Raw genomic sequence first — 24038 nt, 5'->3', positions numbered from 1 at the left:
CCGGCAGCACATCCGGATATTGCTCGGTGACGGACCGACGGGCCAGCGTCTTCGCGGTGACCTTCAGCCCTTCGACGAGCCCCTTACCAGGCACCCCCACGCTCCACCTCCCGTCTCCTTAGCAGGACATTAGCTGATCTGCCGCCTTTACAGCTCGCGTTCGAGGCGGGCGGCCACCTGGCGGTAGCGGCTGACAGGTATCAGGTGAACGCCGTCGAAGGCGCCTGAGTCACGGATCTTGAGGATTTGCTCGCAGGCATGGTCGACGCCGGCGTCGCGGTCCCGCTCCACTGCCTCGATCAGTTCGTCCGGGATGGTGAGCTGGGGAAGCGCGGCGAGGTTGTGGGCCATCTTCGCGGAGGCGAGCACCATCACGCCGGCGTACACCGGGATGTCGAGCTCGACCGACTCGCGCCAGCGGAGCAGTTCGTCGAGGTCGTAGCTGACCTGCACGTACAGGAAGTCAGCCTCGGCCTTCCAGCTCGGGACCTTCGCCAGGCGGGTGGCGGCGCCGACCTGGAACGGGTTGCAGCCCGGGTACGACGTCTCGCGCGCCTGCTCGATCATCCGGCGTACCGTCAGCTGGCTGGTCCGGGCGCCTTCGGCCGGGTCGTCACCGTGGACGAACAGGAACTGCTCCACGCCGTACGCCGCGGCTGTCAGCAGGTCCCGCCGGAAGCCGAGCAGATTCCGGTCCCGCGAGTTGAGGCAGGCGATACCCCGCGCCCCCATCAGCTGCACCTCGTTGGCCACCGCCACACTCGACACGGTCGCCCGCCCGATGTGGTTGTCCGGTATCAAGAACCCGTCCGCAATCGGACTCATCACCCCAATCTGATGCCGAACCCGCTTCAGATCAGGCCGAGTAGGCGGCTCCACCTCACAAATCAACTCAAATCCCCGCACGGGTGGACCCTACAGAACGCCGAAGGTGCGCGGGCTACTGCAGGCGGGTGCGGAGGAAGTTTTGTTCGGCTTCGTTGGGGGTTAGGGAGAGGGCGCGGTTGTACGCCTGGTGGGCCTCGGTCGTGCGGGCGAGTTGGGTGAGGAGGTCGGCGCGGATCGCGTGGAAGAGGTAGTAAGTGTCGAGCGGGAGCGCGTCGACCAGCGTCAGCGCGGCAGACGGACCTTCGACCTCGGCTACCGCGACCGCGCGGTTGAGGGCGATCACGGGGGACGGCTCAACCGTCAGCAGGTGGTCGTAGAGGTGGATTATCTGGCGCCAGTCGGTGGAGTCGGGGGTGGGGGCGTCGGCGTGGACGGCGTTGATGGCTGCTTGGAGTTGGTACGGGCCGGGGTGGTTGCGGCGGAGGCAGTGGCGGACCAGGGTCTGGCCCTCGGTGATCAGCTCGCGGTCCCACAGGGCCCGGTTCTGGTCGGGTAGGCGGATCAGGGCGCCGTCCGGACCGACCCGCGCGGGGCGGCGGGAGTGTTGGAGGAGCATCAGGGCGAGTAGGCCGACGGCCTCGGGTTCGTCGGGCATGAGTTCGACGAGGAGGCGGCCCAGGCGGATCGCCTCGAGTGCGAGCTCGTCGCGGACCAGCGACTCGCCGGACGACGCGGCGTACCCCTCGTTGAAGATCAGATAGACGACGGCGAGTACGCCGCGCACCCGCTCCGGCAGATCCGCCTCGTACGGGACGCGGTACGGGATGCCCGCCGCGCGGATCTTCGCCTTCGCGCGGACCAGCCGTTGCGCCATCGTCGGCTCAGGAACCAGGAACGCATGCGCGATCTCGGTCGTGGTGAGGCCGCCGAGCATGCGGAGCGTGAGCGCGACACGGACATTCAGCGCGAGGGCGGGGTGGCAGCAGGTGAAGATCAGCCGGAGCCGGTCGTCGTACACAGCGCCCACCTCCTCCGGCTCGCCCTCGGCATGCAGCAGCGCCGCCTCGGCCTGTTTGTCGGGCCGCGCCGACTCCCGCCGCAGCCGATCGATCGCCCGGTTCCGCGCGGTCGTGATGATCCACCCCGCAGGACTCGGCGGTACGCCGCTCTCCGGCCACTTCTCCACCGCCGTCGCAAACGCGTCCTGTACGGCGTCCTCGGCAATTTCCAGATCCCCGAACACCCGCGCCAACACAGCAACCGCCCGCCCGTGCTCAGCGCGGAAGATTGCCGCAAGGTCAGGCGTCACGACTGAAATGGTCTGACTTCTACGGACAGATTGCGCAACACCTTGGCGAGGCGGCGAGCCCAGTGGAGAGCGGCGTCGAGATCTTCGACCTGAATAACCGTGAAGCCGCCCAGATGCTCCTTGCCCTCGGTGAACGGGCCGTCCGTGATCAGCACCTCGTCACCCTGGGCCTTCAGCATGGTCGCGGTCTCCGGCGGGTGCAGCCCCGCGGCGAACACCCAGACCCCGGCCGACTGCATCTCCTCGTTCAACGCCTGGAGGTCACGCAGGATCGGATCCAGCACCTCAGGCTCGGGAATCACGCCGTCCGGCTGGTAGATGCTGAGCAGGTACTGGTTCATCACAACCTCCTAGTCACTCTGTACCACCTACACGAACCCCATCACCCCAGATCGACAGGTAGCACCACAGTGACTTCCAGACCACCGCCGAGGCGGGGTACGGCGGTTACCGTGCCAGCGTGCGCCTCCGCTACCGAGCGGACGATGGACAACCCCAAGCCGGCACCTCGACCGCTGACCAGCCGTTCGGCACCGAGCCGGTAAAACGGCTTGAAGAGACTCTCGACCTCGTACGGCGGGATCTCCGGCCCGGTGTTCGTCACCACAACCTGCACCTCGTCACCGACCGTCTTGCTGATCACGCGGACCCAGCCGTCGGGGGTGTTGTGGCGGATGCCGTTCTCGACGAGGTTGTGGACCAGCCGCTCGAGCAGGAGCGCGTCCCCGCGGGTCGGCGCCTCCCCCGGCCCGCGCTCAACCTCCACCCCAGCCGCCAAGGCCTCACCCGCCAACTGACTACAGACGTGAGTCACGACGTCGGCGAGGTTCACCGGATACACGGTCGTCAGCTGCTTCTCCGAGTCCGCCAGGATCAGCAGCCCCTCGATCAGCTGCTCATGCCGGGCGTTGATCGTGAGCAGGCTCTCGCCCAGTTCCTTCACATCGGCAGACGCAGTACGTCGATGCATCGCGACCTCGACCAGCGCCCGCCCGAGCGTCAACGGCGTACGCAACTCGTGCGACGCGTTGGCGACGAACCGCCGCTGGCCGTCGAACGAATGGTCCAGCCGCTCGACCATCGTGTCGAAGGCATCAGCCAGGTTCTTCACCTCGTCATCGGGCCCCTGCAACGCGATCCGCTCATGCAGAGCCGCAGGTGAAGCCGAGATCCGCCGAGCGGTGTCAGTGACCCGATGCAGCGGCGCCAGCACCCGCCCGGCCACCAGCCACCCGAACCCAGCCGCCAACCCACCGACAACGACCAGCGCAACGCTCCCCTGGATCAGCAACGACTCGATCGCCGCCTGCCGCACCTGCTCCCGCTGCTCGTTCATCACACGCTCGGCGTCCGAGCCGGTCAGCAGCGCACCGTCCTTGTTCAGCACGTACGCCTGGTCAGGAGGCGGCGGCTTGGTCGTAGCACCGGTCGTCGGACTCAGATAAGTCCCCTTCACGATCACCTGATACTTCTGCCCCAGGTTCGCCGTGAACAGCGCATACGTCACCCCCAGCAGCACGACACCGGCGACCATGAACAGACCGCCGTACAGCAACGTCAGCCGGCCCCGCAGCGTCAGCCGCCTCATGGGATGCGGTACCCGACGCCGGTAACGGTCTCGACCAGCCCCGGCTCGCCCAGTTTGCGGCGCAGCTTGAGGATCGTCAGCCGCACCGCCCCGGTGAACGGGTCCACGTGCTCGTCCCATGCTTTCTCCAGCAGTTGTTCGGCCGACACGGTCGCGCCGTCGGCCCGCAGCAGCTCCGCGAGTACGGCGAACTCCTTCTTCGACACCGGCACGTACCGGCCGTCGCGGAACACCTCGTGCCGCGCCGGATCGAGCGTCACCCCGGCACGTCGCAGTACGGGCGGATCGGCCGGACGACTCCGCCGCCCCAGCGCGAGCACCCGGGCAGCCAGCTCAGCGAACGCGAACGGCTTGGTCAGGTAGTCGTCCGCACCGAGCCCCAGCCCCTCGACCCGGTCAGTGACCGCAGCGGCAGCCGTCAGCATCAGCACCCGGGTGTCCGACCCGGACTGCACCAACTGCCGGCACACCTCGTCGCCATGCACGACCGGGATGTCGCGATCGAGCACGAGTACGTCGTACGCGTTCACCGACAGCCGTTCGAGCGCAGCGCCGCCGTCACCGGCCACGTCGACCGCATGTGACTCGTCACGCAGCCACTCCGCGATCGCTGCCGCCAGCAACGGTTCGTCCTCGACCACCAGAACCCGCACGCCCCCATGATCCCCGACGCCCGTGTTTCCCCCGCGTTAGCGGACTCGGAAACCACGGGGAAACGGCGTACGGCGAAGGCTTCGGGGAAACGAGAGGAGCGCACCGATGCGCAAGACCATCCTGGCCGCCACCGCGCTGGCAGCCGCCGTTCTCATCACCGGTTGTGGCGCCGACAAGCCCGACACCCAGGTCGCGTCCGGCTCCGGGAGCGCCGGGGCGACTGCACCGAGCAGTGCGCCGGCCAGCCTCAGTCAGGACGAGATGGCGGTCAAGTTCACCCAGTGCCTGCGGGAGAACGGCCTGAACGTCCCGGACCCGGAGCCGGGCAAGGGGCCGATGCTCAAGTTCGACAAGAACTCCGGCGTCACCCAGGAGCAGGTCCAGAAGGCGATGGAGGCGTGCAGCCAGTACAACCCGCAGGCGCAGGGCAGCGCGAACCCGCAGCAGGCGGAGAACGGCCGCAAGTACGCCGAGTGCATGCGGAAGAACGGTGTCGAGAAGTTCCCGGACCCGAAGCCGGACCAGCCCGGCATCATGATCGGCCCGGGCGTCGCCGACGACCCCGACTTCCAGAAGGCGCAGGGCGCCTGCCAGAGCATCCTGGCGGCACGCTGATGCGCAAAGCACTGACGGCTGTGGTCGTCCTGGCCGCCGGGGGCGCCGCGAGCGCGTTCCTGGTCAGCCGGGGCGACACCAGCCAGGCAACGAACCCATCCGCGCAGGCTTTGCCGGTCAACACCACCAAGGTCACGCAGCAGACGTTGAAGGACACCGAGACCCAGGACGGCCAACTCGGCTTCGGTACGACGTCCTCCGCGGTCAGCCGGGTCGCCGGCACCGTGACCGCCGTACCGGACAGCGGGCGTGAGCTGGTTCGCGGGAACACGATCTACAGCATCGACAACAAGCCCACGATCCTGCTGTACGGCGCGCTCCCGGCGTACCGCAGGTTGTCGATCGGGGCCGAGGGCAACGATGTACTGCAGCTCGAGCAGAATCTGAAGGCGATGGGGTACACGGGTTTCACCGTGGACGACGAGTACACCGACGCCACTGCCGCAGCGGTTGAGGAGTGGCAGGACGATCTCGGGCTGGACGAGACCGGGGTGGTCGAGCTCGGCAGTGTGCTGTTCGCGCCCGGTCATATCCGGGTGGACAGCGTGCAGGGTCAGGAGGGTACGCCGCTAGGTCCGAACCAGCCGGTGCTCAATTACACCGGCACGACTCGGGCCGTCACGGTCCAGCTAGATGCAGCGGACCAGCGGCTCGCGACGCTCAACGCGGCCGTGACGGTGGCGCTTCCGGACGGCAAGACCGTGCCGGGCCGGATCGAGAAGGTGTCGACGGTGATCATCCCGGCGGAGAGCCCGGACAAGGACCCGGAGACGAAGGTCGAGGTGATCGTTGCCATCGCCAACCAGAAGGCAGTGGCCAGTTGGTCGTCGGCGGCAACCGATGTGACCTTTACCGCCTCGGAGCGGAAGAACGTGCTGACCGTCCCGGTCGCGGCGCTGGTTGCGCTGCGCGAAGGCGGGTTCGGTGTCGAGGTCACGGACGGTACGACGTCGCGGTACGTGCCGGTGAAAACCGGGCTGTTCGCGAGTGGTCAGGTCGAGGTCAGCGGCGCCGGGATCAAGGCCGGCACGACAGTCGGGATCCCGAAGTGATCGAGTTGAGCGAGGTGACCAAGGTGTACCCGGGCGGCGTCAACGCGCTCGGCGGAGTCAGCTTGCGGATCGAGGCCGGCGAGCTGGTCGCGATCGTCGGGCCGTCGGGCTCCGGGAAGTCGACGATGCTCAACGTGTTGGGCACGCTCGACCGGCCGACCTCCGGGACTGTGCGGATCGACTCTTATGACGTGGCGCGGTTGTCCGACGCGGGGCTGTCGGCGTTGCGGGCGACACGGATCGGATTCGTGTTCCAGCAGTTCCATTTGTCCGCGGGCGTGCGCGCCTTGGACAACGTGGCCGACGGATTGCTGTACTCCGGTCTGCGTCTGTCGGTACGGCGGAAGCGGGCGGCGGCGGCCCTCGAACGTGTTGGGTTGGGGCATCGGCTGGAGCACGAGCCCCAGGAGCTGTCGGGTGGCGAGCGGCAGCGGGTCGCGGTGGCGCGGGCAGTCGCAGGCGAACCCGCCGTACTGCTGGCCGACGAGCCGACCGGGGCACTCGACTCGGCGTCGGGCGCCGGCGTCATGCAGTTGCTCCGGGACCTGCACGCCGCGGGCACGACTGTCGTCGTCATCACCCACGACCGGGACATCGCAGCCTCGCTGCCCCGCCAGGTCCGCATGCGGGACGGCGTCATCGTCGAGGAGGTGCGATCATGAGAGGCGAACTCAAACCAGCATCCTTGAAGCTAAGAGATGTGGTGCGAGTCGGCGCGGTTGGTCTACGCACCCGACCGACCCGCGCGTTCCTGTCGGCCTTGGGGATTGCGATCGGCATCGCCGCAATGGTGTCCGTCGTCGGGATCTCGTCGTCCTCGCGGGCGGAGCTCGATGGGCAACTCGATGCGCTGGGCACCAATCTGTTGACAGTTGCCCCAGGCACTCGATTGACCGGCGAGCAGGCGCAACTCCCGTTGACCGCCGAAGCCATGGTCCGCCGGATCGCCCCGGTTCGCGCCGAGTCCGCAGTCGGCAAGGTCGACGACACGTCCGTCTACCGGACCAACAAGATCCCGGACGTCGAGACCAACGGCATCATCGCGTACGCCGCCCGCACCAACCTGCTCGACACCATCGGCGCGACGGTCCGCAGCGGCAAGTGGATCGACGCGGCAACCGGCTCGTACCCGGCGACCGTGCTCGGCGCGAGCGCCGCCGATCGGCTCGGCATCACCAAGGCCGGGCAGGACACGCAGGTCCTGATCGGCAATGTCTGGTTCACCGTCCTCGGCATCCTCGAACCGGCCGCGCTCGCACCCGAGCTGGACAGCGCCGCCCTGATGGGTTGGCCGGCGGCGAGCAAGCTGTCGTTCGACGGACACCCGACCACGATCTACATGCGATCGGACGACGCCCAGGTGCCGGCGGTCCGATCGGTGCTCGGGGCAACGGCCAACCCGGAGGCGCCGAACGAGGTCGAGGTCTCGCGGCCGTCCGACGCGCTCGCCGCGAAACAGGCTGCCGGGCAGGCATTCACCGGTCTGCTGCTCGGACTCGGCGCGGTCGCACTCCTGGTCGGCGGCGTCGGTGTCGCGAACATCATGGTGATCTCGGTGCTCGAACGCCGTGCGGAGATCGGCCTCCGCCGGTCGCTCGGCGCGACCCGCGGTCGGATCCGCACGCAGTTCCTCACGGAGTCGCTGCTGCTCTCCGCGCTCGGCGGAATCGGCGGCGCGGTTCTCGGATCCGCAGTCACGGCGGCGTACGCGTCGTACCAGAGCTGGCTGACGGTGATCCCGGTCTGGGCACTCGCCGGAGGAGTCGTCGCCACGCTCGTCATCGGTGGGCTCGCCGGTCTCTACCCGGCTATCCGGGCCGCCCGACTCTCCCCGACGGAAGCACTCAGAACAGGATGACGCCGATGCCGGTGAGCGCGAGCTGGAACAGCGCCACCGGCACCAGGCCCTGCCACGCGAGCTTCTGCAGTTGGTCGGCGCGCATGCGCGGGAACGACACCCGCACCCAGATCACCACGACCGAGACCACACCGACCTTCAGCAGCGTCCAGATCCAGCCGATCGATTCCGGTCCGGGGCCACTCCAGCCGCCGAGGAACAGCACCGTTGTGAGCCCCGCGAGTACGACGATCCCGGCGTACTCCGCGAGCAGAAACATCGCGAAGCGGAGGCCGGTGTACTCCGTGTACGGGCCGAAGATCACCTCGGAGTCCGCGACCGGCATGTCGAACGGCGGCCGCTGCAGCTCGGCCAGACCGGCGATGAAGAACACGACCATGCCGGGCAGCTGCCAGAGCAGCCACCACGGGTTCCACGCGTGCCCGATCTCGGTCAGGCTCAGCGAACCGGCCGCGACGGCGACACTCGCCGCGGACAGGACGAACGGCAGCTCGTAGCTCATCAGCTGCGCCGCGACCCGGAGTCCGCCGAGGAGGCTGTACTTGTTGCCGCTGCCCCAGCCCGCCATCAGCGAGCCGAGGACGCCGATGCTCATCACCGCGAGTACGAAGAACAGGCCGGCGTCGAGATCGGCGCCGACGATGCCCGGCGCCAGCGGGATCGCGGCGAGCGCGGCGAGGTACGGCAGGATCGCGACGATCGGGGCCCATTCGAAGACCCGCTTGTCCGCGGCCGCCGGGACGACGCTCTCCTTCTGGACGAACTTCACCCCGTCCGCGACCAGCTGCGCCCAGCCGTGGAACCCACCGGCGTACATCGGGCCGAGCCGTGACTGCATGTGCGCCATCACCTTGTGCTCGGCCTGACCGACCAGCAACGGCGCCACCAGGAAGGCGACCAGGACGCCCACCACCCGCACCACGAACTCCAGCATGACCGTCAGCCTAGTGGTTCCGGCTTGACCTCAACCAACGTTGAGGTCAAAGGGTGGGGCACATGAGAATCCTTGTCACCGGAGCCACCGGCCGCGTAGGCCGCCACGTTGTCGACGGACTGCGCGCCGCCGGCGTCACCGTCCGAGCCCTCGTCCGTACGCCGGAGCTCGCCGGCTTCCCGCCCGAGGTCGAGTTGATCCAGGGCGATATCACCGACGCAGACGCCGTACGCCGGGCCTCGGCCGACGTGGATGCCGCGTTCTTGCTGTGGCCGTCGTTCAGCGCGGACGGGGCCGGGGAGATCGTCCCGGCGTTGCCTTCGCGGGTGGTGTATTTGTCCTCGCTCAATGCCGCCGAGGGTGGGGTCTGGGGTGATGTCGAGCGGCTGCTGCGCGATGCGGGCAAGGCGTGGACGTTCCTGCGGCCGAGCGGGTTCGCGGTCAACGCGCAGTCGTGGGCCGAGGACTTCCGTTCGGGTGACACGCTCCGGCTTCCGTACCCGGAGGCGTCGCGGTCGATGATCCACGAGCGCGACATCGCGGCGGTCGCCGTACTCAGCTTCGTCAACCCCGGCCACGTCGGCCAGATCTACGAGCTCACCGGCCCTGAGGCGCTGACGCAGGCGGAGCAGGTGGCGACGATCGGTCGTGCAGTCGGCAAGGACCTGCACGTCGTACCCCTGACCGAGGACGCCGCCCGCCAGGCCATGCTCGACCAAGGCGCCGACCCGGCCCTGGCCGCGAGCGCGGTCAGCTACTGGGCCTCACTCGTCGACAACCCCGAACCCGTCACCACCACCGTCACCGAACTAACCGGCCGCCCCGCCCTCACCTTCACCGAATGGGCCCACGAACACGCCGACGAATTCCGCATCCTCTCCACCCCCGAGGTCGCCCACGGGTACGCCGACGCACTGTCATCCGGCCGCCTCGACACAGCCCTGACCTTCCTCGCCCCCGACATCATCCGCACCGCCCCACTCGAATCCACAACCGAACTCAAAGGCGTCGCAGCAATCCTCGAAAACATCCGCCGCCTCAACGCAGACGTCGAATACCTCGCCGTCGAAACGCTAGGCCCCCTCCTCCACGACAACCACTTCGCCATCCGCTTCACCTTCACCCAACGCAACACCCAAACCGGCGCCCGTTCCCAAACCACCAAACTCTCCCTCTGCACAGTTGAGTCCGGCCAGATCACCCGCGAGGAGGTCTTCTACAACACGCCCGCGCCGTCCTGATATCATGTGATACCGATTGGGAGGTGACGCCATGACTGATGTCCTCATTCGCGACGTACCCGACGACGTACTCGCCGTGATCGACAACCGAGCAGCAGGTCTAGGACTGTCCAGGAGTGAGTATCTGCGCCGGCAACTCAGCCAGGAGGCTGCGCGCTCACAGGTGGTCGTGACTGTCGCCGACCTGGAGCGGTTGGCGGAACTGACCCGCGACGTCGAGGATCCTGACGTCATGGAGCAGGCCTGGTCATGACGCCGTCCGTCGACTCCCGGCGCTGGCTGATCGACAAGTCGGCCGTGGTGCGGCTGAACACGACTCCTGACAGGGAGGAATGGGCCAACCGCATCAACCGGGGACTGGTACACATCACCACCGTCACCTTGCTCGAACTCGGTTTCTCGGCGCGGTCCGCGGACGAGCATCGATTGTTCTTGCATCAGCCATCCATCGCCGCCATGCCACTGGAGAACGCTACCCCCGCGATTGAGCGTCGCGCCGTCGTCATACAGTCGCAGCTCGCATCCGCCGGGCAGCACCGAGCGCCTTCGGTGGCAGACTTGCTGATCGCTGCAACCGCAGAGCAGACCGGCTTTGTTCTTCTCCATCTGGACAAGGACTTCGAACTCATCGCCGACCTCACCGGGCAGCCGACAGAGCGACTCGCTCAGGCCTGAGGTAGCGGGAGTTGAAGCCAGCCGCCTACGTCGTGGCGGCCGGCGGTCAGGGCTGCGGTGCGGGCGCCTTGGTTGGCGGAGTGGATGGTGCCGATGAAGATGCGGGTGGGGTCGGGGAGGGCCTGGGCGAGGAGGGTGCTCAGGTGGGGGCCGTAGCTGTGGCCGCGGTATTTCTTGGCGAGGATCAGTTCGCGGACGACGTACGCCGGGAGGCCGAGGGCGTCGTCGGGCTTGATGATGGCGGCGGCGTACCCGGCCCAGTCGTCGTTCACCGTGATGTCGAAGAGCAGACCGTCGTCGGCGGACTCCTGGAGATCATCCAGGTCCTGGATGGCGGCTTCTTCGGTGTGGTGCGGGTGGGCGGTGTCGACGTCCTCGTACGCGCGGCGCGCCTCGTCGTAGTGTTCGACGCTCTTCGCCGGGCGGAGGGCGAGGCCGGGCGGTACGTCGTGTGGTTGCAGCTCGCTGATCGGTGCGCCGAGGAAGCGGCGGTCGGGGACGGTGCCGTCGACGCCGGCGTCCGCGCTCCAGAGGCGAAGGTAGAGCGGGTTGTGGACGCCGTAGTACTCGAGCGCTGCGGCGGCCAGTGCTTGGAGGTCGCGCGGTTCGGGTGAGCGGCTCATCGGGGTGGCGTCGACGAACGGTTTCGCGAGGTTCATGTTCTCGAAGCGGATGCTGAACATCACTTCGAGGTCGTTGCCTACGGCAACCCAACGGTTGAGCATCTGCTCGGGCGACTTGCCGGGGGCGAGGCGCTTCGCGCGGTAGGTGGCGACCTGCAGATCCTCGGCCAGCAGGATGTCGAGCGCCGCATGCTCTTCGGTGAGGATGGCCAGGCGGCGCGCGTCGTCGTCAACCCACGTGCGGGTCAACGGATGCTGCCGCTCGAGCGTGTACCGAGCCAACAACTCAGCCGAAGGAATCACGACGACTCGCCCGGCGACTCATCCCCCGACCGACCACCAGCCTCCTCGCCGGGGGCTGGGTCCGCGGCAGGTGCAGGGGCGGGTGCGTTGGGTGGTGGTGCGGATTGGCGGCGGGTGCGGCGTTCGGCTCCTGCGCCTCCGCCTGCACCTGCGGCCCCGCCCGCGCGGCGGGGGCGGGCGGGGGTGGCGGCGGCTTGGGCTGCTGCCAGTGGGTCTGGGTCGGGGGAGCCTGGTGGGCGGGGGCCCCAGGTTTCCGCGTCGGGGACGCCGGGTGGGAGGGTGCGGCGGCGACTCGGCGCGCCGACGGGAGCGTGGTCGGACTCGCCGGGCTCCTTCGCACCGGGCCAGGGCTTGGCTACCCGGGACGCCAGCACGAACTCCTTGCGCAGCGGGTGGCCCTCGAACTCGTCCGGCAGGAGCAGCGTGATCAGGTTCGGATGCCCCTCGAAGCTGATCCCGAACATCTCGAACGTTTCGCGCTCATGCCAGTTCGCCCCGGCGTACACCTCGGACAGCGTCGGCAGCACCGCCTTGTCCCGGGGCACCAGCGTCCGGACCAGCACGTGGTCGACATGCGACCCACCCCAGAAGTCCGCGAGATGCGACACCACCCGGAACCCGTCCGTGAGCTCATCCGAAGCGCTCAGGAAATCGAAGAACGTGAGCCCGACGGCATCCCGTAGTACCTCATGCGCCGCCACCCACGACTCCGCCGGTACGTCGATCGCCGTCGGGCCGAAGCTGTCCGTCGACGTCGCTGTGATGCCGGCACTCGTCAGCGCCTCCAGTGCGTCGGCGCTCAAGGCTGCACCAATCCGCGGGTCAGCGCGGCGGCGGACGGCTCGTCGTACCGATCGGCAAGCGCCTCGCCCGCGATCTTCTCCTGCAGTTTGAGGATCCCCTGCAGCAACGCCTCCGGCCGCGGCGGGCAGCCGGGCACGTACACGTCGACCGGGATGATCTGGTCGACGCCCTTGGTCACGCAGTACGAATCCCAGTACGGACCGCCCGAGTTCGAGCAGGAGCCGAACGAGATCACGTACTTCGGTTCGGGCATCTGGTCGTACAGCCGCTTGATCGCCGGCGCCATCTTGTCCGTGACGGTGCCCGACACCACCATCAGGTCGGCCTGCCGCGGACCGGGCGCGAACGGGATCACGCCGAGCCGGATGAAGTCGTGCCGGCCCATCGACGCGGCGATGAACTCGATCGCGCAGCAGGCCAGCCCGAAGTTGAACACCCAGAGCGAGTACTTACGCCCCCAGTTCAGCAGGTACCGGACCGGCTCCGGCGCGAGCCTCGCCAGCGCGCCGACTGCCGGTCGCACCGTCGGCATCCCCAGCTCGGTCATGCGCTCAGCCTAGTCCGACAATCTCCTCCGCGAGGACCTCCGGGTATTCGAGCGGCGCGTAGTGGCCGACACCGTCGACGTACCGCACCCGGACGTCGCTGAAGAAGTCGTCCACCCGATCGGACCACGCCCGCGGGAACAACGGGTCGAACTCCGGCCACAGCACCACCGTCGGTACGGCGATCCGGTCGTACAACGGCGGCGCCGTCTCAGCCGCAGACACCGCGACCGCCCCAGCCCCCGCCCGGTACCACTGGATCGACGCCGTGAACGCGCCCGGCTGCGAATACGCCTCCACCAGGTGGTCGAGCTCCGGCTCGAACCCCGGCCCGGACCAGTGCGTCCAGAAATGGTTCAGGTACGAGCGGACCGCCTCCGGCTTCCCGTCGATCAGCTCCTCGATCACCGGCAGCCGATGGAACGACTGGTACCAGAACTCCGCCTGCGCGTGCTCGGAGAACACCCGCTTCCCGATCCCCGGCAGCGGCGGCGCGATCACCAGGCCCTCGATCAGCTCGGGCTGCGAACGCGCGATCGCCTGGGCGATCCGGCTGCCGATGTCGTATCCAACGAGCACCGGCCGATCCAGCCCGAGCTCCTCGATCAGCGCCAGCACGCTTCGCCCCTGCGCGGCGGCTGCGTACTGCGCCGGGTCGGTGTCGGTCGCGTCCGACTCACCGAACCCGCGCAGATCCGGTACGACGACCTCGGTACCGCGCTCGACCAGCAACGGCCTGAGCCGTCTGTAGTCCGTGTGGTCCCCGGGCCAACCGTGCAGCAGCACGACCGCGGGCCCTTCACCCTCCCGTTCGTACGCCAGCCTGAACCCGTCGACCTCTGCGCTGAGCTCCATGGGTTCATTGTTGACCACCCGACCGGCCGGGCTTACCGTGATTGAACAGGACTGAACAGGTCCACTCCGGTGGGGAGACACCATGGCTGATCAGCTCGAGGTGCAGCAGACCCGGGCGCTCTCGGTGGAGAGCAACGGGCTGAACGTGATCGCCGACGCGGACCGGAAGGGCCGTCCCAGCCAGCTGTTCTGGCCGTGGTTCGGCGCGAACGTCTCCGTCCTGGGGCTGAGCTACGGCGCGTTCGCGCTCGGGTTCGGGATCTCGTTCTGGCAGGCGGTGATCGCCGGCGTGATCGGGGTGGTGTTCTCGTTCCTGCTCTGCGGGTTGATCGCACTGGCCGGTAAGCGCGGATCGGCGCCGACGATGGTGCTCAGCCGCGCCGCGTTCGGTGTCCGGGGCAACAAGCTTCCGTCGCTCGTCTCGTGGTTGCTGACCGTCGGCTGGGAGACCGTGCTGACGATCCTCGCGACGCTCGCGACGGCGACCGTGTTCGAGCGGCTCGGCTGGGGCGGCGGCAATGTCACCAAGGTGATCGCGCTGGTCGTCGTCGGTCTGCTGACGGTCGCTTGCGGCGTACTCGGATTCGACCTGATCATGCGCGCGCAGACGGTCATCACGATTGTCACCGGCGTACTCACCGTCGTTTACATGATCCTGGTCGCCGACCAGATCCACTGGAGCACGGTGTCCGCGCTGCCGAGCGGTTCTGCGCAGGCGGTGATCGGCGCACTGGTGTTCCTGATGACGGGCTTCGGGCTCGGCTGGGTGAACGCGGCCGCGGACTACTCGCGGTACCTCCCCCGCCGGGCGTCGAGTCGCGGCGTGGTCGGCTGGACGACGTTCGGCGGTTCGGTGGCTCCCGTCGTACTGCTGATCTTCGGTCTGCTGCTCGCGGGTTCGTCCCCGGACCTGAGCAAGGCGATCGGCGCCGACCCGATCGGCGCGCTCGCGGAGGCGTTGCCGACGTGGTTCCTGGTGCCGTTCGTGATCGTCGCGGTGCTCGGTCTGGTCGGCGGCGCCGTACTCGACATCTACTCGTCCGGGCTCGCGCTGCTGTCGCTCGGCCTGCCGGTCAAGCGGTACGTCGCGGCGTTCATCGACGGTGTCGTGATGATCGGCGGGACGATCTACGTCGTCTTCTACGGCGGCGACTTCCTCGGGCAGTTCCAGGGGTTCCTGATCACGCTCGGCGTACCGATCGCGGCCTGGTGCGGGATCATGCTCGCCGACATCGCGGCCCGGCAGCGGAACTACGCCGAGGACGACCTGTACCGGGCGAACGGGCGGTACGGCGACGTGCAGTGGTTGCCCGTGGCCACGATGCTCGTTGCCACCGGCATCGGCTGGGGACTCGTCACGAACACGCTGGCGTCGTGGCTGACCTGGCAGGGCTACCTGCTCGGGCCGTTCGCCCTCGGCGGCAAGGACGGCGCGTGGGCGTACGCGAACCTCGGCGTACTGGTGGCGCTGGTGATCGGGTTCCTCGTGCAGTGGTTCGGCCGCGGGGCCGCCGTACGCCGGCAGGAGGCGGCTGCCTGATGGTGCTGGCACTGATCGATTTGCAGCGGATCTTCGCGGATCCGAAGTCCGGCTGGGCGACGCCGGGGTTCGAGCGGGTGATCGAGCCGACGAAGCAGCTGATCTCGATCTTCGGGGCGGATGTCGTCTTCACGCGGTTCGTGGCGCCGGAGAAGCCGAGCGGTGCGTGGGTGCCGTACTACGAGGAGTTTCCATTTGCGTTGCAGCCGCCGGATGCTGACGACTATCAGCTCGTCGACGAGTTCAAGGGCGCTCCAACTCTGGACAAGACGACCTTTGGTGCCTGGGGTCCTGCGCTCGCGGCGCGGGCGGATGGGCGGCTGGTGCTGGGCGGGGTGACGACGGACTGCTGCGTGATCAGTACGGCGCTGGCCGCGGTCGACGCCGGCGTACAGGTCCAAGTGGTCGAAGAGGCGTGCGCGGGATCGACCGACGAGAACCACCACAAGGCGCTCGACATCATGCGTCTCTATGCACCGATGATCGAGATCGTGAGCGTGGAGCAGTTGCGGTGATGCGCCGGATCTCCCTGAAACACGAACGGGTCGCGCGGGTCCTCGCGCGGGAGATCAGGTCCGGCGTCGTACGGCGAGGCGCGCAACTGCCGGGCGAGGTGGAACTGGCTCGCCGATTCTCGGTCAGCCGGAACACGGTCCGGGCGGCACTCGCGGTGCTGGCCGAGGACGAGCTGATCGCGACGCATACCGGCAAGGGGTCGTATGTGCTGTTCGACGGGCGACCGCTGGACGGGCGGTTGGGGTGGACGCACGCGCTGTCGGCGCAGGGCGTCGAGACCCGGATGCGAACGGTCCGGATCGAACGCGAGGACGATCCGGGGCTGGCGTCGCGGCTCGGCCTCGAGTCGGCGGAGGTGGTGGTGATCGAGCGGGTCCGACAGCTGACGGACGGTACGGCGATCTCGCTCGAACGCAGCCGGATCCCGGCGCTGGACTCCCTCCGCGATCTGCCCGAACGCGGTCTGTACAACGACTCGATCAGCGTCACACTCAACCGTGCCGGCCTCTACCTCGACCACTGCGAACAACGCCTCCGCGGCCGCCCACTCACCCCCGTCGAAGCCGGTCACCTGAACCGCCCCGACAACACCTGGTTCCTCCACACCACCCGCACCAGCTGGACCGCCGACGACCGCTTCGCCGAACACGCCGACGAACTCCTGGACCCAGAACACTACGAACTGAGCCTGTCCTACCGCAGCTGACCTCCCGCGCGTGTTCCCCCGCCTGCTCCGCAGGCGCTTTCTTCGTCGCTCCACTCCTCAGCGCACCCACTCCACACGCACCCCACCCACCCCCGGCTCAGCGCCGTGCATCCCCTTCCGGCTATCGCCGGACCGTGCCGGCTGCCGCCGGGTGCTTCCGGCTTATCGCCGGGAGTGGCCGGCTGCCGCCGGAGTGTTCGGCTCATCGCCGGGAGTGCCGGCTGCCGCCGGAGTGGCCGGCTATCGCCGGGTTTCCGGCTTATCGCCGGGTCTGCGGGCTGCCGCCCGTACCCGTGCGCGCTGCCGCGCGGTGACCGCCTCGGGGTGCGGCCTGACCGTAGACGGTCGAGCGACTTGTGGACCCGTTGGCCTGCGCGCCACCGGTCTCGGCCACCTGCGTCGATGTACTCCGGCAGGGCGACGCGTCCGGGTTGAGGGCCGCCGCTGCGGGTCCACTTCACCGACGACGAGCACGCCCCGCCACGGTGCGGTCGCTCCGAGCGCAGCGAGGAACTCCGGCGGCAGCCGGCAACTCGGCGATAAGCCGCACACCCGGCGATAAGCCGGCAACTCCGGCGACAGCCGGCACGTCCGGCGATAGCCGGAAGGGGATGCACGGCGCTGAGCCGGGGGTGGGCGGGTGCGTGCGGAGCGGGTGCGCTGAGGAGCAGCGCGACGAAGAAAGCATCCGCGTAGCACGCGGGGTAGGCGGTCCCGGCGTACCTAAGGCGTTAGTTGCCTCTGGCATAGGGAGTTGTGCGGATGTGGGCCGCCTCCTCAGGGGCGCACTGTCTTCTCATCGACAGGAGCTCGGAGGAGATCATGTTCATGTACTCGACCGACGCGGTGCGGGCCGAGATCAAGTACCGGCAGGAACGCATCCGGCACGACTTCCAGCGTCCGTTCTGGTTCCAGCGCAAGCAGAAGCAGCAGCCGCCCGCGCCCTGTGCGCCCGAGCTGCGTGCCCGTCCGGCGATGTGACCGCCAGGTCACCGCCCCAGGCCCCCTCCCCACAGGCGCGGGGCGCCCCCCCCCGCCGGCCCCCCCCCCCCCCGCCCCCGCCCCGCCCCCCCCCCCCCCCCCCCCCCCCCCCCCCGCCCCGCCCCCCCCCCCCCCCCCCCCCCGCCGCCGTCTTCCAGGGCATCTCCCAACAGCCCGCAGGCCCGCGGACCCCGCCGTTTTCGAGCGCCTTAGGCACCTCCTAGGACCCCCTAAGAACACCTAAGGCAGAGCGGCCCCCGGGGATAGGGAGGAGTTCCGATGTGCGGGCCTACCTCAGACGAGCAGATTGGTACCTGTCAGCAAGGAGCTGGCACCGAAAGACGGAGGAAGACATGTACACGAACGAATCGGTCAAGGCAGAGGTCGCGTACCGCAGGGAGCGTCTCAGCCGTGACTTCCGGCAGCACCGGAACACCGGGGCCCGCCGGACCATCAGCCAGCTGTTCGGCCGGAAAGCCTGAAGGGAGGGAAACAATGTTCAACACTCCTCTGAGCCAGGACACGATCAAGGCGGAGACCGCGTACCGCCTCGAGCGGACCAAGCGTGACTTCGGGAACGTGACCCGCAAGCAGCGCCCGGCGAAGGGTTCGCAGCCCGAGCCGCGGCACTCGCGCCGGGCCCTCCGACCCACCACGGCCCGATGACCGCCCCAGCCGCCGTCCCTGATCACGCGATCAGGGACGGCGCTCTTTTTCCCGCAAAGTCTCACGCTGACAGCAGAACCGGGGCTCCGCGGACGGGATACCGTCGATTTGTGTCGGCTCCAGGGGCGAAGATGGACGACGTGCCCTGGAACTCGACACCTCTCGTCGGCCGCTCGACCGAGATGGCTGCCCTGCTGAGCGCCGTGGACGACGCGAAAACGCGTCGCGCCGGCGCCGTACTGCTGTCCGGTGATGCCGGCGTCGGCAAGACCCGGATGCTGGACGAGGTGGCAACCGGTGCGCACGAGCGCGGTTTCGGCGTACTCGTCGGACACTGCACCGACTTCGGCGACGCCGGCCTGCCGTACCAGCCGTTCTCCGAGATCTTCGGCCGCCTCGCCGGCGACCGCCCCGACCTCGTCGAGAGTGTGCTGGCCAACTTCCCCGCGATCAGCCGGCTGCTCCCCGCTCACCGTCTGCTCAGCGCGCAGCCCGTGCCGCAAGAGGGTCAGCTCGACCGCGCCGCGCTGTTCGATGCCGTGCTCGGAGCGTTCACCGCGCTCGCCACCAGCGAGCCGATCCTGGTGATCATCGAGGACGCCCACTGGGCCGACGACTCGACCCGGGACCTGATCGGTTTCCTCATCACCCGACTGACCTCGCAGCGCCTGGCCCTGGTCGTGTCGTACCGCAGCGACGACCTGCACCGCCGCCATCCGCTCCGCCGGCCGATCGCCGAGTGGTCCCGCAACCCTCGGGTACGCCGGGTGAACCTGCTCCCCCTCGACGCCGACGAGTCCCGCACGCTGCTCCACTCGTTGCTCGCCGAGCCGCTGTCCGCGGTCGAGGAGCGTCGCATCCTCGAGCGCGCCGGCGGGAACGCATTCTTCACCGAGGAGCTGGCCGCCGCGGCCTCGATGGGTGACGGCGACACTGTGCCGCCCGATCTCGCCGATCTGCTGCTGGTCCGCCTCGACCCGCTGTCGGACGACGCGCGCCAGGTCGCCCGCGTGATCGCGGTCGCCGGCCGCCGCGTCCCGCACGATCTCCTCACGGCGGTCGCGAAGCTGCCGGATCGCGAGCTCGACGACGCGCTGCGCGAGCTGATCGACGCGCACATCATCGACGTACCGACCAACGATCGGTACTACTTCCGCCACGCCCTGCTGGCCGAGGCCGTGTACGACGATCTGCTGCCGGGCGAGCGTGTCCGCGAGCACGCGGCGTACGTGCAAGCCCTGGAAGACAAGACAGTCGCGGGTACGGCGGCTGAGCTGGCGGGGCATGCCACGCGGTCGCACGACCTGGCCACTGCGTTCGAGGCTCGCGTCCGGGCCGGGCAGGAAGCGCTGTCCGTCGCCGCGCCGCAGGAGGCGTTGAAGCACTACGAGATGGCCCTCGAGCTGTTCCCGAACGCAGCGCCGACAAGCACGGTCGACAAGACCTGGCTGATCGTCGACACCGCGATGGCGGCCACGCTGTCCTCGCAGCACCTGCGCGCGCTCAAGCTGCTCCGGAAGGCGCTGGCCGATCTGCCGCCGGACGCACCGAAGCTGCAGCGGGCCGAGCTGCTCCTGCCGCTGGCCGATATCGCGCTGATCATCGACCAGGACAAGGAGGCCAGCGAGGCGATCTCGCAGGCGCTCAAGCTGGTCCACGACGATCCGTCCAGTGCGTTCAAGGCGCAGGTCGCGTCGCTCTACGCCCGGGTGTCCGACGCGCTCGGTCGTCCGATGGAGGCAGAGCGCTGGGCGCATCGCGCGCTCGAGATCGCCCGCGAGGCCGGTCAGGAGTCCGCAGCCAGCGACGCCGGGATCACGCTCGCTCAGCTCCGCCGCCGGGCCGGCGATCCGGAGACGGCGGCCAAGCAGTTGGAGGAGGCCGCCGTACGGGCGCAGCTCACCGGCGATCCCGCTGCCGAGGTGCGAAGCCGGTTCTTGCTCGGGTCGACGCACTACGAGCAGGGCGACCTGCTGAACGCGAAGGCCGCGTTGTCGTTCGCAGCCAAGCGAGCGGGTGAGCTCGGACGGCAATGGGCCGTGTACGGGTTCGACGCGCGGCGGATGCTGGCGTTGACCCAGTTCATGCTCGGCGAGTGGGACGAGGCGGCCGCGACGGCGCAGACTGATTCGATGACGCCGGCGGCGGCTGCGGCGGCGCTGCGGGCGGTGGAGTTCTCGGTGCGGAGCGGGCGTGGTGATACCGCGGTCGCCGAGGAGTTCGAGATGTCCCGGAAGTGGTGGGACCTCGACATCATGCTGCCGATCATCGGGCTCCAGCCGGCCGTCGACGCGTACCGGCAGCTGGATCAGCCGGCCGAGGCGGAGAAGCTGATCACCGACGTGTCAGCGCTGTGCGCCGATGTGTTCCAGACGGAGTGGTTCCTGGGGCGGATCCGGTTCGCGACGCTCGGGCTGCAGCTGCTGTGCCACCGCGCCGTCGGTGAGCCGTCGGCGGCCGCGGAGCTGGTCTCGCGCGGCGCGGAGCTGGTCGCGGCCGGGCAGGCGACCGCTGAGAAGGGCATGCCGCCGGGACGGTTGATGGGCGTCGAAGGACTCGCCTGGCTTGCGCGGCTGGAGTCGGAGTGGGATCGGCTGCGGTGGCTGGCCGGAGTGGACGCGCCGACGCCGGAGGAGCATGTCGCCGCCTGGGAGCGGACGACGGACGCCTTCGGGTACGGGTATGTCTTCGAGCAGGCGTGGTCGCGGGTCCGCTTGTCCGCAGCGCTGCGGGCCGCGGGCCGGGTCGCCGAGGCGAATGAGCAGACAGCGATGGCCGCCGAGGTCGGTCGTGAACTGGGGTCGAAGCCGCTGCTCGACGAGACCGGTGGCGGCGAGACCGCCGGCGCCAGTGCGCTGACGTCGCGGGAGACCGAAGTACTGCGGTTGCTTGCGGAGGGACGCACCAACCGGCAGCTGGCGCGCGAGCTGTACATCAGCGAGAAGACGGTCAGCGTGCACGTCTCGAACATCCTCGCGAAGCTCGGCGTCCGCTCGCGGACCGAGGCGGCGGCCGTGGCGCGCCGGGACGGACTGCTCGACGCCGATTAGCCGTGCTGGCGGCGGCGATTGGGCTCGGGGTGGGCGTGCCGTGCACGAGCCCGGGCCAGGTCGTCGGCCGTGACCGGCGGAGTCATGCGGATCGGGCGGTTGAGATCGGTGATGTCGTCGAAGACTTTACGGGCGTGCCGCATTCGCGCCGCCGCCACCAGCACCAGACCTGCAGCAGCGAGTGCAATCACTACCCACAGTTGCCACGACATAGCCTCACCGTCCGGTATTCGCCCCGTTCCCCCGTGTAATCACGATAGCCCTGAACTGACCACTTGGCGACAGTCCGTACGCATACCGTTAAGACGCGCATTTGAAACTCATGTTTGTTGCCCAGCGCAATCACAAACGGTGACCAGGCAACTAGGCTTGACGTCTGGTCAGAGATTACTGTGAGTAGTCAGAATCCGGGTCAGATTCTGGCCCAGGGTTTTCCGAATCGTTGCTTCCGGCAAACCCCGGCGGACCAGCGCGTCGGTGACCAGGGGCATGCCGCCCGGCCCTTCTAGGCCGGGAACGTAGAGCTCGGCGTCCAGGCCCTGGATGACGACGGGCCGGTCGCAGGCGGGGATCTTCTCGCCGAAGACCTCGGCGACGAAGTCGCTGCCCAGGCCGACATGATCCTCGCCGGCGACGTCGAGGATGTGGACGATGTGGTCGGCGAGGTGGTCGACCGTCGGCTTCTCCTCGGTGGTGAGGAAGCCAGCGAAGAAGTTCACGCAGACCACGCCGCCGGTCGCGGCGATCCCGCGGAGCTGCTCGTCGGTCAGGTTGCGGTGGTGGTCGCGCAGCGCGAACGCGCTCGAGTGCGACGCGACTACCGGCTTGGTCGCCAGCTCGAGGATGTGCTCGACCCCGGCGCGGCCGACGTGGGATACGTCGATCAGTACGCCGAGCTCCTCGAGCAATCCAACCGCCTCGACGCCGGCATGCGTCAACCGCCCGCCGGTTGCGTCCTCGCCGGAACCGTCACCCAGCGCGCTGCGACCGAAATGCGTGAACGAGACCATCCGTACGCCGAGCCGGTGCAGCGTCTGCAGGAGTTCGACGTCGGTGTCGATCTGCGGGCAGCCTTCGAGCGCGAGTACCAGCGCGATCTTGCCCGCGGCCGTGGTGGCCTCGATGTCGCCAGGCGCCGTACACAACGCGACCTCGTCGGAGTTCGCCGCCGCGATCCGGTGTGCAGCCTCGATCATCCGCAGCGTCTCGCGGAGCGCGCCCTCGGGCAGGAACTCCGAGTCGATGAACACCGGCAGCACCTGTACGTCGATCCCGCCGTCGCGCAACTGCGGGATCCAGCGCTCCCGGAAGTACGTCGACCAGACGTCCTTGGGCCGTCTTGCCACCAGCATCAAGAGGTCGTTGTGCCCATCGGCCACGATTGCGTCACGGTGCAGATCCATCGCGCCAGAATATGCTCGGCGGGTGAAGGTGCTTTCTGCTGAGGATGTACTCCGCCTGGTTCCGATGAGTACGGCGGTCGACGCGGTGCGGGACGCGTTCCGCGAGCTGGCGGCCGGGAACTTCGTGCTGCCACCGCGGCAGATCTTCGGCGACGGGACGGTGCTCGTGATGTCGGCGTACCACACGCCGACCGGGACCGCGGTCGTCAAGAAGATCGGGATCGCGCTCGACCAGGTACCGGCGATCCGCGCCACCGTGATCTGGACCGGCAACGGCGAACAACTGGTCGCCGACGGCAGCTCGATCACCACCCTGCGCACCGGCGCAGTCGTCGGCGTCGCAACCGATCTACTGGCTCAAGCCGGCGCCACCCGCCTCACCCTGATCGGCACCGGCGCCCAAGCCGCAGACCAGGTCCGCGCAGTTCTCGCCGTGCGACCCATCACTCAGATCACCATCACCGGCCGATCGGCTGACCGCGCAACGGCCCTCGCCGACCAGTTGGCGACCGAATTCCCCGAGGCGAAGTTCACCCCAAGCACCAGCGTCGAAGAGTCAATCGCCGACACCGACATCATCTGCTGCGCAACGTCCTCCACCACCCCACTCTTCGACGCCGACGCCCTCCCCACCACGGTCCACGTCAACGCCATCGGCGCCTTCCGCCCCACCATGCGAGAACTCCCCCGCAACCTCCTCACCACCGCATCCACAGTCGTAGTCGACCAACGCGAAGCCGCCCTCGAGGAGTCCGGCGAGGTAATCGACGCAATCAACTCCGGAGCCCTCGCCGAAACCGACCTCGTCGAACTCGGCCCCGCGCTCTCCAACCCACCAACGCGAGAAGGCCGCACAGTCTTCAAATCCGTAGGTGTGGGCGCCCAAGACTGGGCAATCGCCGCCGCCCTCGCGAACAGCTAGACCGACTAGGTCCAGCGGATGACGCCCTTGCGGTAGGCGTAGAGGAGGCCTACCGCTACGAAGGCCAGGAAGATGAACATCTCGATGAGAGTGGCGTAGCCGAGGGTGCTGAAAACTGTGGCCCAGGGGAAGAGGTAGATCGCGTCTACGGCGAAGATCACGTAGAGGTAGGCGAACAGGTAGTAGCGGATGTGGACCTGGGCCCAGCCCTCGCCGACCGGGTCTACGCCGGACTCGTAGGTCTTGAGTTTGCCCTCGGTCGGGTAGGTGACCGTCAGCGCCTTGTTCAGCGCGAACGCGCCGAGCAGCCCGACCAGGCCGAGCGCGACCACCGCGGCGATGACGCCATAGCTGTCCGACACAGGCAGCA

Annotated in this window: 28 protein-coding genes; 15 read left to right on the top strand and 13 right to left on the bottom strand. The window is 68.5% G+C overall.

Features of this window, described 5'->3' with window-relative positions:
* Positions 1–147: 147 nt before the first annotated feature.
* From FDA38_RS25990 to FDA38_RS25970, 5 genes are all read right to left on the bottom strand, one after another.
* On the bottom strand, positions 148–825 hold the full coding sequence (locus FDA38_RS25990) for a methylenetetrahydrofolate reductase (protein ID WP_233714928.1): 678 nt from the start codon (positions 823–825) through the stop codon (positions 148–150).
* Between the two features lie 115 nt (positions 826–940).
* Positions 941–2146: an RNA polymerase sigma factor gene (locus FDA38_RS25985; protein ID WP_202877839.1), complete on the bottom strand. Its 1206-nt coding sequence runs from the start codon at positions 2144–2146 to the stop codon at positions 941–943.
* Positions 2134–2478 carry a YciI family protein gene (locus FDA38_RS25980; protein ID WP_137256656.1) on the bottom strand — a complete coding sequence of 115 codons (345 nt, stop codon included), beginning with the start codon at positions 2476–2478 and terminating at the stop codon, positions 2134–2136. The genes FDA38_RS25985 and FDA38_RS25980 overlap by 13 nt, the downstream gene beginning before the upstream one ends.
* 41 nt (positions 2479–2519) lie before the next feature.
* The gene (locus FDA38_RS25975) at positions 2520–3725 is read right to left on the bottom strand and encodes a sensor histidine kinase (RefSeq protein ID WP_137256655.1); all 1206 of its coding nucleotides are present in this window, start codon (positions 3723–3725) and stop codon (positions 2520–2522) included.
* Positions 3722–4378, bottom strand: coding sequence for a response regulator transcription factor (locus FDA38_RS25970; protein ID WP_137256654.1), 657 nt, complete (start codon positions 4376–4378; stop codon positions 3722–3724). Before FDA38_RS25970 ends, FDA38_RS25975 begins: the two co-directional genes overlap by 4 nt.
* Positions 4379–4484: 106 nt before the next feature.
* Between FDA38_RS25970 and FDA38_RS25965 the strand changes: the two genes are divergently transcribed.
* Genes FDA38_RS25965 through FDA38_RS25950 form a run of 4 tightly spaced genes read left to right on the top strand, consistent with a single transcriptional unit; the run spans position 4485 to position 7904 of the window.
* A complete protein-coding gene (locus tag FDA38_RS25965; RefSeq protein ID WP_137256653.1) occupies positions 4485–4994 on the top strand; it encodes a hypothetical protein in 510 nt (169 codons plus the stop codon).
* Positions 4994–6046 (top strand): peptidoglycan-binding protein, encoded by a 1053-nt coding sequence (locus FDA38_RS25960; RefSeq protein WP_137256652.1) that lies wholly within the window; start codon positions 4994–4996, stop codon positions 6044–6046. Before FDA38_RS25965 ends, FDA38_RS25960 begins: the two co-directional genes overlap by 1 nt.
* A complete protein-coding gene (locus tag FDA38_RS25955; RefSeq protein WP_137256651.1) occupies positions 6043–6708 on the top strand; it encodes an ABC transporter ATP-binding protein in 666 nt (221 codons plus the stop codon). The genes FDA38_RS25960 and FDA38_RS25955 overlap by 4 nt, the downstream gene beginning before the upstream one ends.
* Positions 6705–7904, top strand: coding sequence for an ABC transporter permease (locus tag FDA38_RS25950; RefSeq protein ID WP_137256650.1), 1200 nt, complete (start codon positions 6705–6707; stop codon positions 7902–7904). Before FDA38_RS25955 ends, FDA38_RS25950 begins: the two co-directional genes overlap by 4 nt.
* On the opposite strand, the gene FDA38_RS25945 is transcribed toward FDA38_RS25950, so the two are convergent.
* Positions 7891–8838 (bottom strand): complex I subunit 1/NuoH family protein, encoded by a 948-nt coding sequence (locus tag FDA38_RS25945; RefSeq protein ID WP_233714927.1) that lies wholly within the window; start codon positions 8836–8838, stop codon positions 7891–7893. The two genes, FDA38_RS25950 and FDA38_RS25945, sit on opposite strands and share 14 nt — an antisense overlap.
* Before the next feature lie 62 nt (positions 8839–8900).
* Between FDA38_RS25945 and FDA38_RS25940 the strand changes: the two genes are divergently transcribed.
* From FDA38_RS25940 to FDA38_RS25930, 3 genes are read left to right on the top strand one after another with little or no spacing between them, the layout of a single operon-like run.
* Positions 8901–10079: an NAD(P)H-binding protein gene (locus FDA38_RS25940; RefSeq protein ID WP_137256648.1), complete on the top strand. Its 1179-nt coding sequence runs from the start codon at positions 8901–8903 to the stop codon at positions 10077–10079.
* 31 nt (positions 10080–10110) lie between these two features.
* Positions 10111–10332, top strand: a complete 222-nt coding sequence (gene vapB / locus FDA38_RS25935; RefSeq protein ID WP_137256647.1) for a type II toxin-antitoxin system VapB family antitoxin — start codon at positions 10111–10113, stop codon at positions 10330–10332.
* Complete coding sequence (locus FDA38_RS25930; RefSeq protein ID WP_137256646.1) at positions 10329–10754, top strand: PIN domain nuclease; 426 nt, start codon at positions 10329–10331, stop codon at positions 10752–10754. Before vapB ends, FDA38_RS25930 begins: the two co-directional genes overlap by 4 nt.
* Here FDA38_RS25930 and FDA38_RS25925 read toward each other — a convergent pair.
* Genes FDA38_RS25925 through FDA38_RS25910 form a run of 4 tightly spaced genes read right to left on the bottom strand, consistent with a single transcriptional unit; the run spans position 10745 to position 13884 of the window.
* On the bottom strand, positions 10745–11680 hold the full coding sequence (locus FDA38_RS25925; protein WP_233714926.1) for a GNAT family N-acetyltransferase: 936 nt from the start codon (positions 11678–11680) through the stop codon (positions 10745–10747). The genes FDA38_RS25930 and FDA38_RS25925 overlap by 10 nt on opposite strands.
* Positions 11677–12483 carry an NADH-quinone oxidoreductase subunit C gene (locus tag FDA38_RS25920; RefSeq protein ID WP_137256645.1) on the bottom strand — a complete coding sequence of 269 codons (807 nt, stop codon included), beginning with the start codon at positions 12481–12483 and terminating at the stop codon, positions 11677–11679. Before FDA38_RS25920 ends, FDA38_RS25925 begins: the two co-directional genes overlap by 4 nt.
* Entirely contained in the window at positions 12480–13031 is a 552-nt protein-coding gene (locus FDA38_RS25915; RefSeq protein WP_137256644.1) for an NADH-quinone oxidoreductase subunit B, read from the bottom strand. The genes FDA38_RS25920 and FDA38_RS25915 overlap by 4 nt, the downstream gene beginning before the upstream one ends.
* A gap of 4 nt (positions 13032–13035) precedes the next feature.
* Positions 13036–13884 (bottom strand): alpha/beta fold hydrolase, encoded by an 849-nt coding sequence (locus tag FDA38_RS25910; RefSeq protein ID WP_137256643.1) that lies wholly within the window; start codon positions 13882–13884, stop codon positions 13036–13038.
* 82 nt (positions 13885–13966) lie between these two features.
* On the opposite strand from FDA38_RS25910, the gene FDA38_RS25905 reads away from it, so the two are divergent.
* The 7 genes from FDA38_RS25905 to FDA38_RS25885 all read left to right on the top strand — a co-directional run bounded on the left by FDA38_RS25905 (position 13967) and on the right by FDA38_RS25885 (position 21343).
* Positions 13967–15424 carry a purine-cytosine permease family protein gene (locus FDA38_RS25905; protein WP_170989860.1) on the top strand — a complete coding sequence of 486 codons (1458 nt, stop codon included), beginning with the start codon at positions 13967–13969 and terminating at the stop codon, positions 15422–15424.
* A complete protein-coding gene (locus FDA38_RS25900; RefSeq protein WP_137256642.1) occupies positions 15424–15939 on the top strand; it encodes a cysteine hydrolase family protein in 516 nt (171 codons plus the stop codon). The genes FDA38_RS25905 and FDA38_RS25900 overlap by 1 nt, the downstream gene beginning before the upstream one ends.
* Positions 15939–16646, top strand: coding sequence for a GntR family transcriptional regulator (locus tag FDA38_RS25895; protein WP_137256641.1), 708 nt, complete (start codon positions 15939–15941; stop codon positions 16644–16646). Before FDA38_RS25900 ends, FDA38_RS25895 begins: the two co-directional genes overlap by 1 nt.
* An 828-nt stretch (positions 16647–17474) precedes the next feature.
* On the top strand, positions 17475–17627 hold the full coding sequence (locus FDA38_RS42375) for a hypothetical protein (RefSeq protein WP_170989859.1): 153 nt from the start codon (positions 17475–17477) through the stop codon (positions 17625–17627).
* Positions 17628–17980: 353 nt separating this feature from the next.
* Positions 17981–18109: a hypothetical protein gene (locus FDA38_RS43455; RefSeq protein WP_267901761.1), complete on the top strand. Its 129-nt coding sequence runs from the start codon at positions 17981–17983 to the stop codon at positions 18107–18109.
* A gap of 13 nt (positions 18110–18122) precedes the next feature.
* The gene (locus FDA38_RS42370; protein ID WP_170989858.1) at positions 18123–18293 is read left to right on the top strand and encodes a hypothetical protein; all 171 of its coding nucleotides are present in this window, start codon (positions 18123–18125) and stop codon (positions 18291–18293) included.
* 110 nt (positions 18294–18403) lie between these two features.
* Positions 18404–21343, top strand: coding sequence for a helix-turn-helix transcriptional regulator (locus FDA38_RS25885; protein ID WP_233714925.1), 2940 nt, complete (start codon positions 18404–18406; stop codon positions 21341–21343).
* Here the strand turns inward: FDA38_RS25885 and FDA38_RS25880 are convergent.
* Together FDA38_RS25880 and FDA38_RS25875 are read right to left on the bottom strand one after the other, a co-directional pair.
* Positions 21340–21555, bottom strand: a complete 216-nt coding sequence (locus tag FDA38_RS25880) for a hypothetical protein (protein ID WP_137256640.1) — start codon at positions 21553–21555, stop codon at positions 21340–21342. The two genes, FDA38_RS25885 and FDA38_RS25880, sit on opposite strands and share 4 nt — an antisense overlap.
* Before the next feature lie 168 nt (positions 21556–21723).
* Positions 21724–22746, bottom strand: a complete 1023-nt coding sequence (locus tag FDA38_RS25875; RefSeq protein ID WP_137256639.1) for a dipeptidase — start codon at positions 22744–22746, stop codon at positions 21724–21726.
* A gap of 22 nt (positions 22747–22768) precedes the next feature.
* Here FDA38_RS25875 and FDA38_RS25870 point away from each other — a divergent pair, with 22 nt between their 5' ends.
* Positions 22769–23668 (top strand): ornithine cyclodeaminase family protein, encoded by a 900-nt coding sequence (locus tag FDA38_RS25870; RefSeq protein ID WP_137256638.1) that lies wholly within the window; start codon positions 22769–22771, stop codon positions 23666–23668.
* A 5-nt stretch (positions 23669–23673) separates the two neighbouring features.
* Here the strand turns inward: FDA38_RS25870 and FDA38_RS25865 are convergent, their stop codons facing one another.
* Positions 23674–24030, bottom strand: coding sequence for an NADH-quinone oxidoreductase subunit A (locus tag FDA38_RS25865; RefSeq protein WP_137256637.1), 357 nt, complete (start codon positions 24028–24030; stop codon positions 23674–23676).
* Positions 24031–24038: the final 8 nt, after the last annotated feature.

Origin of the sequence: Kribbella jiaozuonensis (assembly GCF_005233875.1) — a bacterium.
Taxonomy (GTDB): Bacteria; Actinomycetota; Actinomycetes; order Propionibacteriales; family Kribbellaceae; genus Kribbella; species Kribbella jiaozuonensis.
Note: the sequence above shows the minus strand (reverse complement) of the source record. Positions and strands in the feature narration are given on the sequence as shown.

Coding starts and splice junctions, on each gene's coding strand:
- FDA38_RS25900 (WP_137256642.1), top strand. CDS start 15,424: ATGGTGCTGGCACTGATCGATTTGCAGCGGATCTTCGCGGATCCGAAG.
- FDA38_RS25965 (WP_137256653.1), top strand. CDS start 4,485: ATGCGCAAGACCATCCTGGCCGCCACCGCGCTGGCAGCCGCCGTTCTC.
- FDA38_RS25915 (WP_137256644.1), bottom strand. CDS start 13,031: ATGACCGAGCTGGGGATGCCGACGGTGCGACCGGCAGTCGGCGCGCTG.
- FDA38_RS25930 (WP_137256646.1), top strand. CDS start 10,329: ATGACGCCGTCCGTCGACTCCCGGCGCTGGCTGATCGACAAGTCGGCC.
- FDA38_RS25905 (WP_170989860.1), top strand. CDS start 13,967: ATGGCTGATCAGCTCGAGGTGCAGCAGACCCGGGCGCTCTCGGTGGAG.
- FDA38_RS25895 (WP_137256641.1), top strand. CDS start 15,939: ATGCGCCGGATCTCCCTGAAACACGAACGGGTCGCGCGGGTCCTCGCG.
- FDA38_RS42375 (WP_170989859.1), top strand. CDS start 17,475: ATGTACTCGACCGACGCGGTGCGGGCCGAGATCAAGTACCGGCAGGAA.
- FDA38_RS25910 (WP_137256643.1), bottom strand. CDS start 13,884: ATGGAGCTCAGCGCAGAGGTCGACGGGTTCAGGCTGGCGTACGAACGG.
- vapB (WP_137256647.1), top strand. CDS start 10,111: ATGACTGATGTCCTCATTCGCGACGTACCCGACGACGTACTCGCCGTG.
- FDA38_RS25945 (WP_233714927.1), bottom strand. CDS start 8,838: ATGCTGGAGTTCGTGGTGCGGGTGGTGGGCGTCCTGGTCGCCTTCCTG.
- FDA38_RS25975 (WP_137256655.1), bottom strand. CDS start 3,725: ATGAGGCGGCTGACGCTGCGGGGCCGGCTGACGTTGCTGTACGGCGGT.
- FDA38_RS25960 (WP_137256652.1), top strand. CDS start 4,994: ATGCGCAAAGCACTGACGGCTGTGGTCGTCCTGGCCGCCGGGGGCGCC.
- FDA38_RS25990 (WP_233714928.1), bottom strand. CDS start 825: ATGAGTCCGATTGCGGACGGGTTCTTGATACCGGACAACCACATCGGG.
- FDA38_RS43455 (WP_267901761.1), top strand. CDS start 17,981: ATGTACACGAACGAATCGGTCAAGGCAGAGGTCGCGTACCGCAGGGAG.
- FDA38_RS42370 (WP_170989858.1), top strand. CDS start 18,123: ATGTTCAACACTCCTCTGAGCCAGGACACGATCAAGGCGGAGACCGCG.
- FDA38_RS25950 (WP_137256650.1), top strand. CDS start 6,705: ATGAGAGGCGAACTCAAACCAGCATCCTTGAAGCTAAGAGATGTGGTG.
- FDA38_RS25880 (WP_137256640.1), bottom strand. CDS start 21,555: ATGTCGTGGCAACTGTGGGTAGTGATTGCACTCGCTGCTGCAGGTCTG.
- FDA38_RS25940 (WP_137256648.1), top strand. CDS start 8,901: ATGAGAATCCTTGTCACCGGAGCCACCGGCCGCGTAGGCCGCCACGTT.
- FDA38_RS25875 (WP_137256639.1), bottom strand. CDS start 22,746: ATGGATCTGCACCGTGACGCAATCGTGGCCGATGGGCACAACGACCTC.
- FDA38_RS25980 (WP_137256656.1), bottom strand. CDS start 2,478: ATGAACCAGTACCTGCTCAGCATCTACCAGCCGGACGGCGTGATTCCC.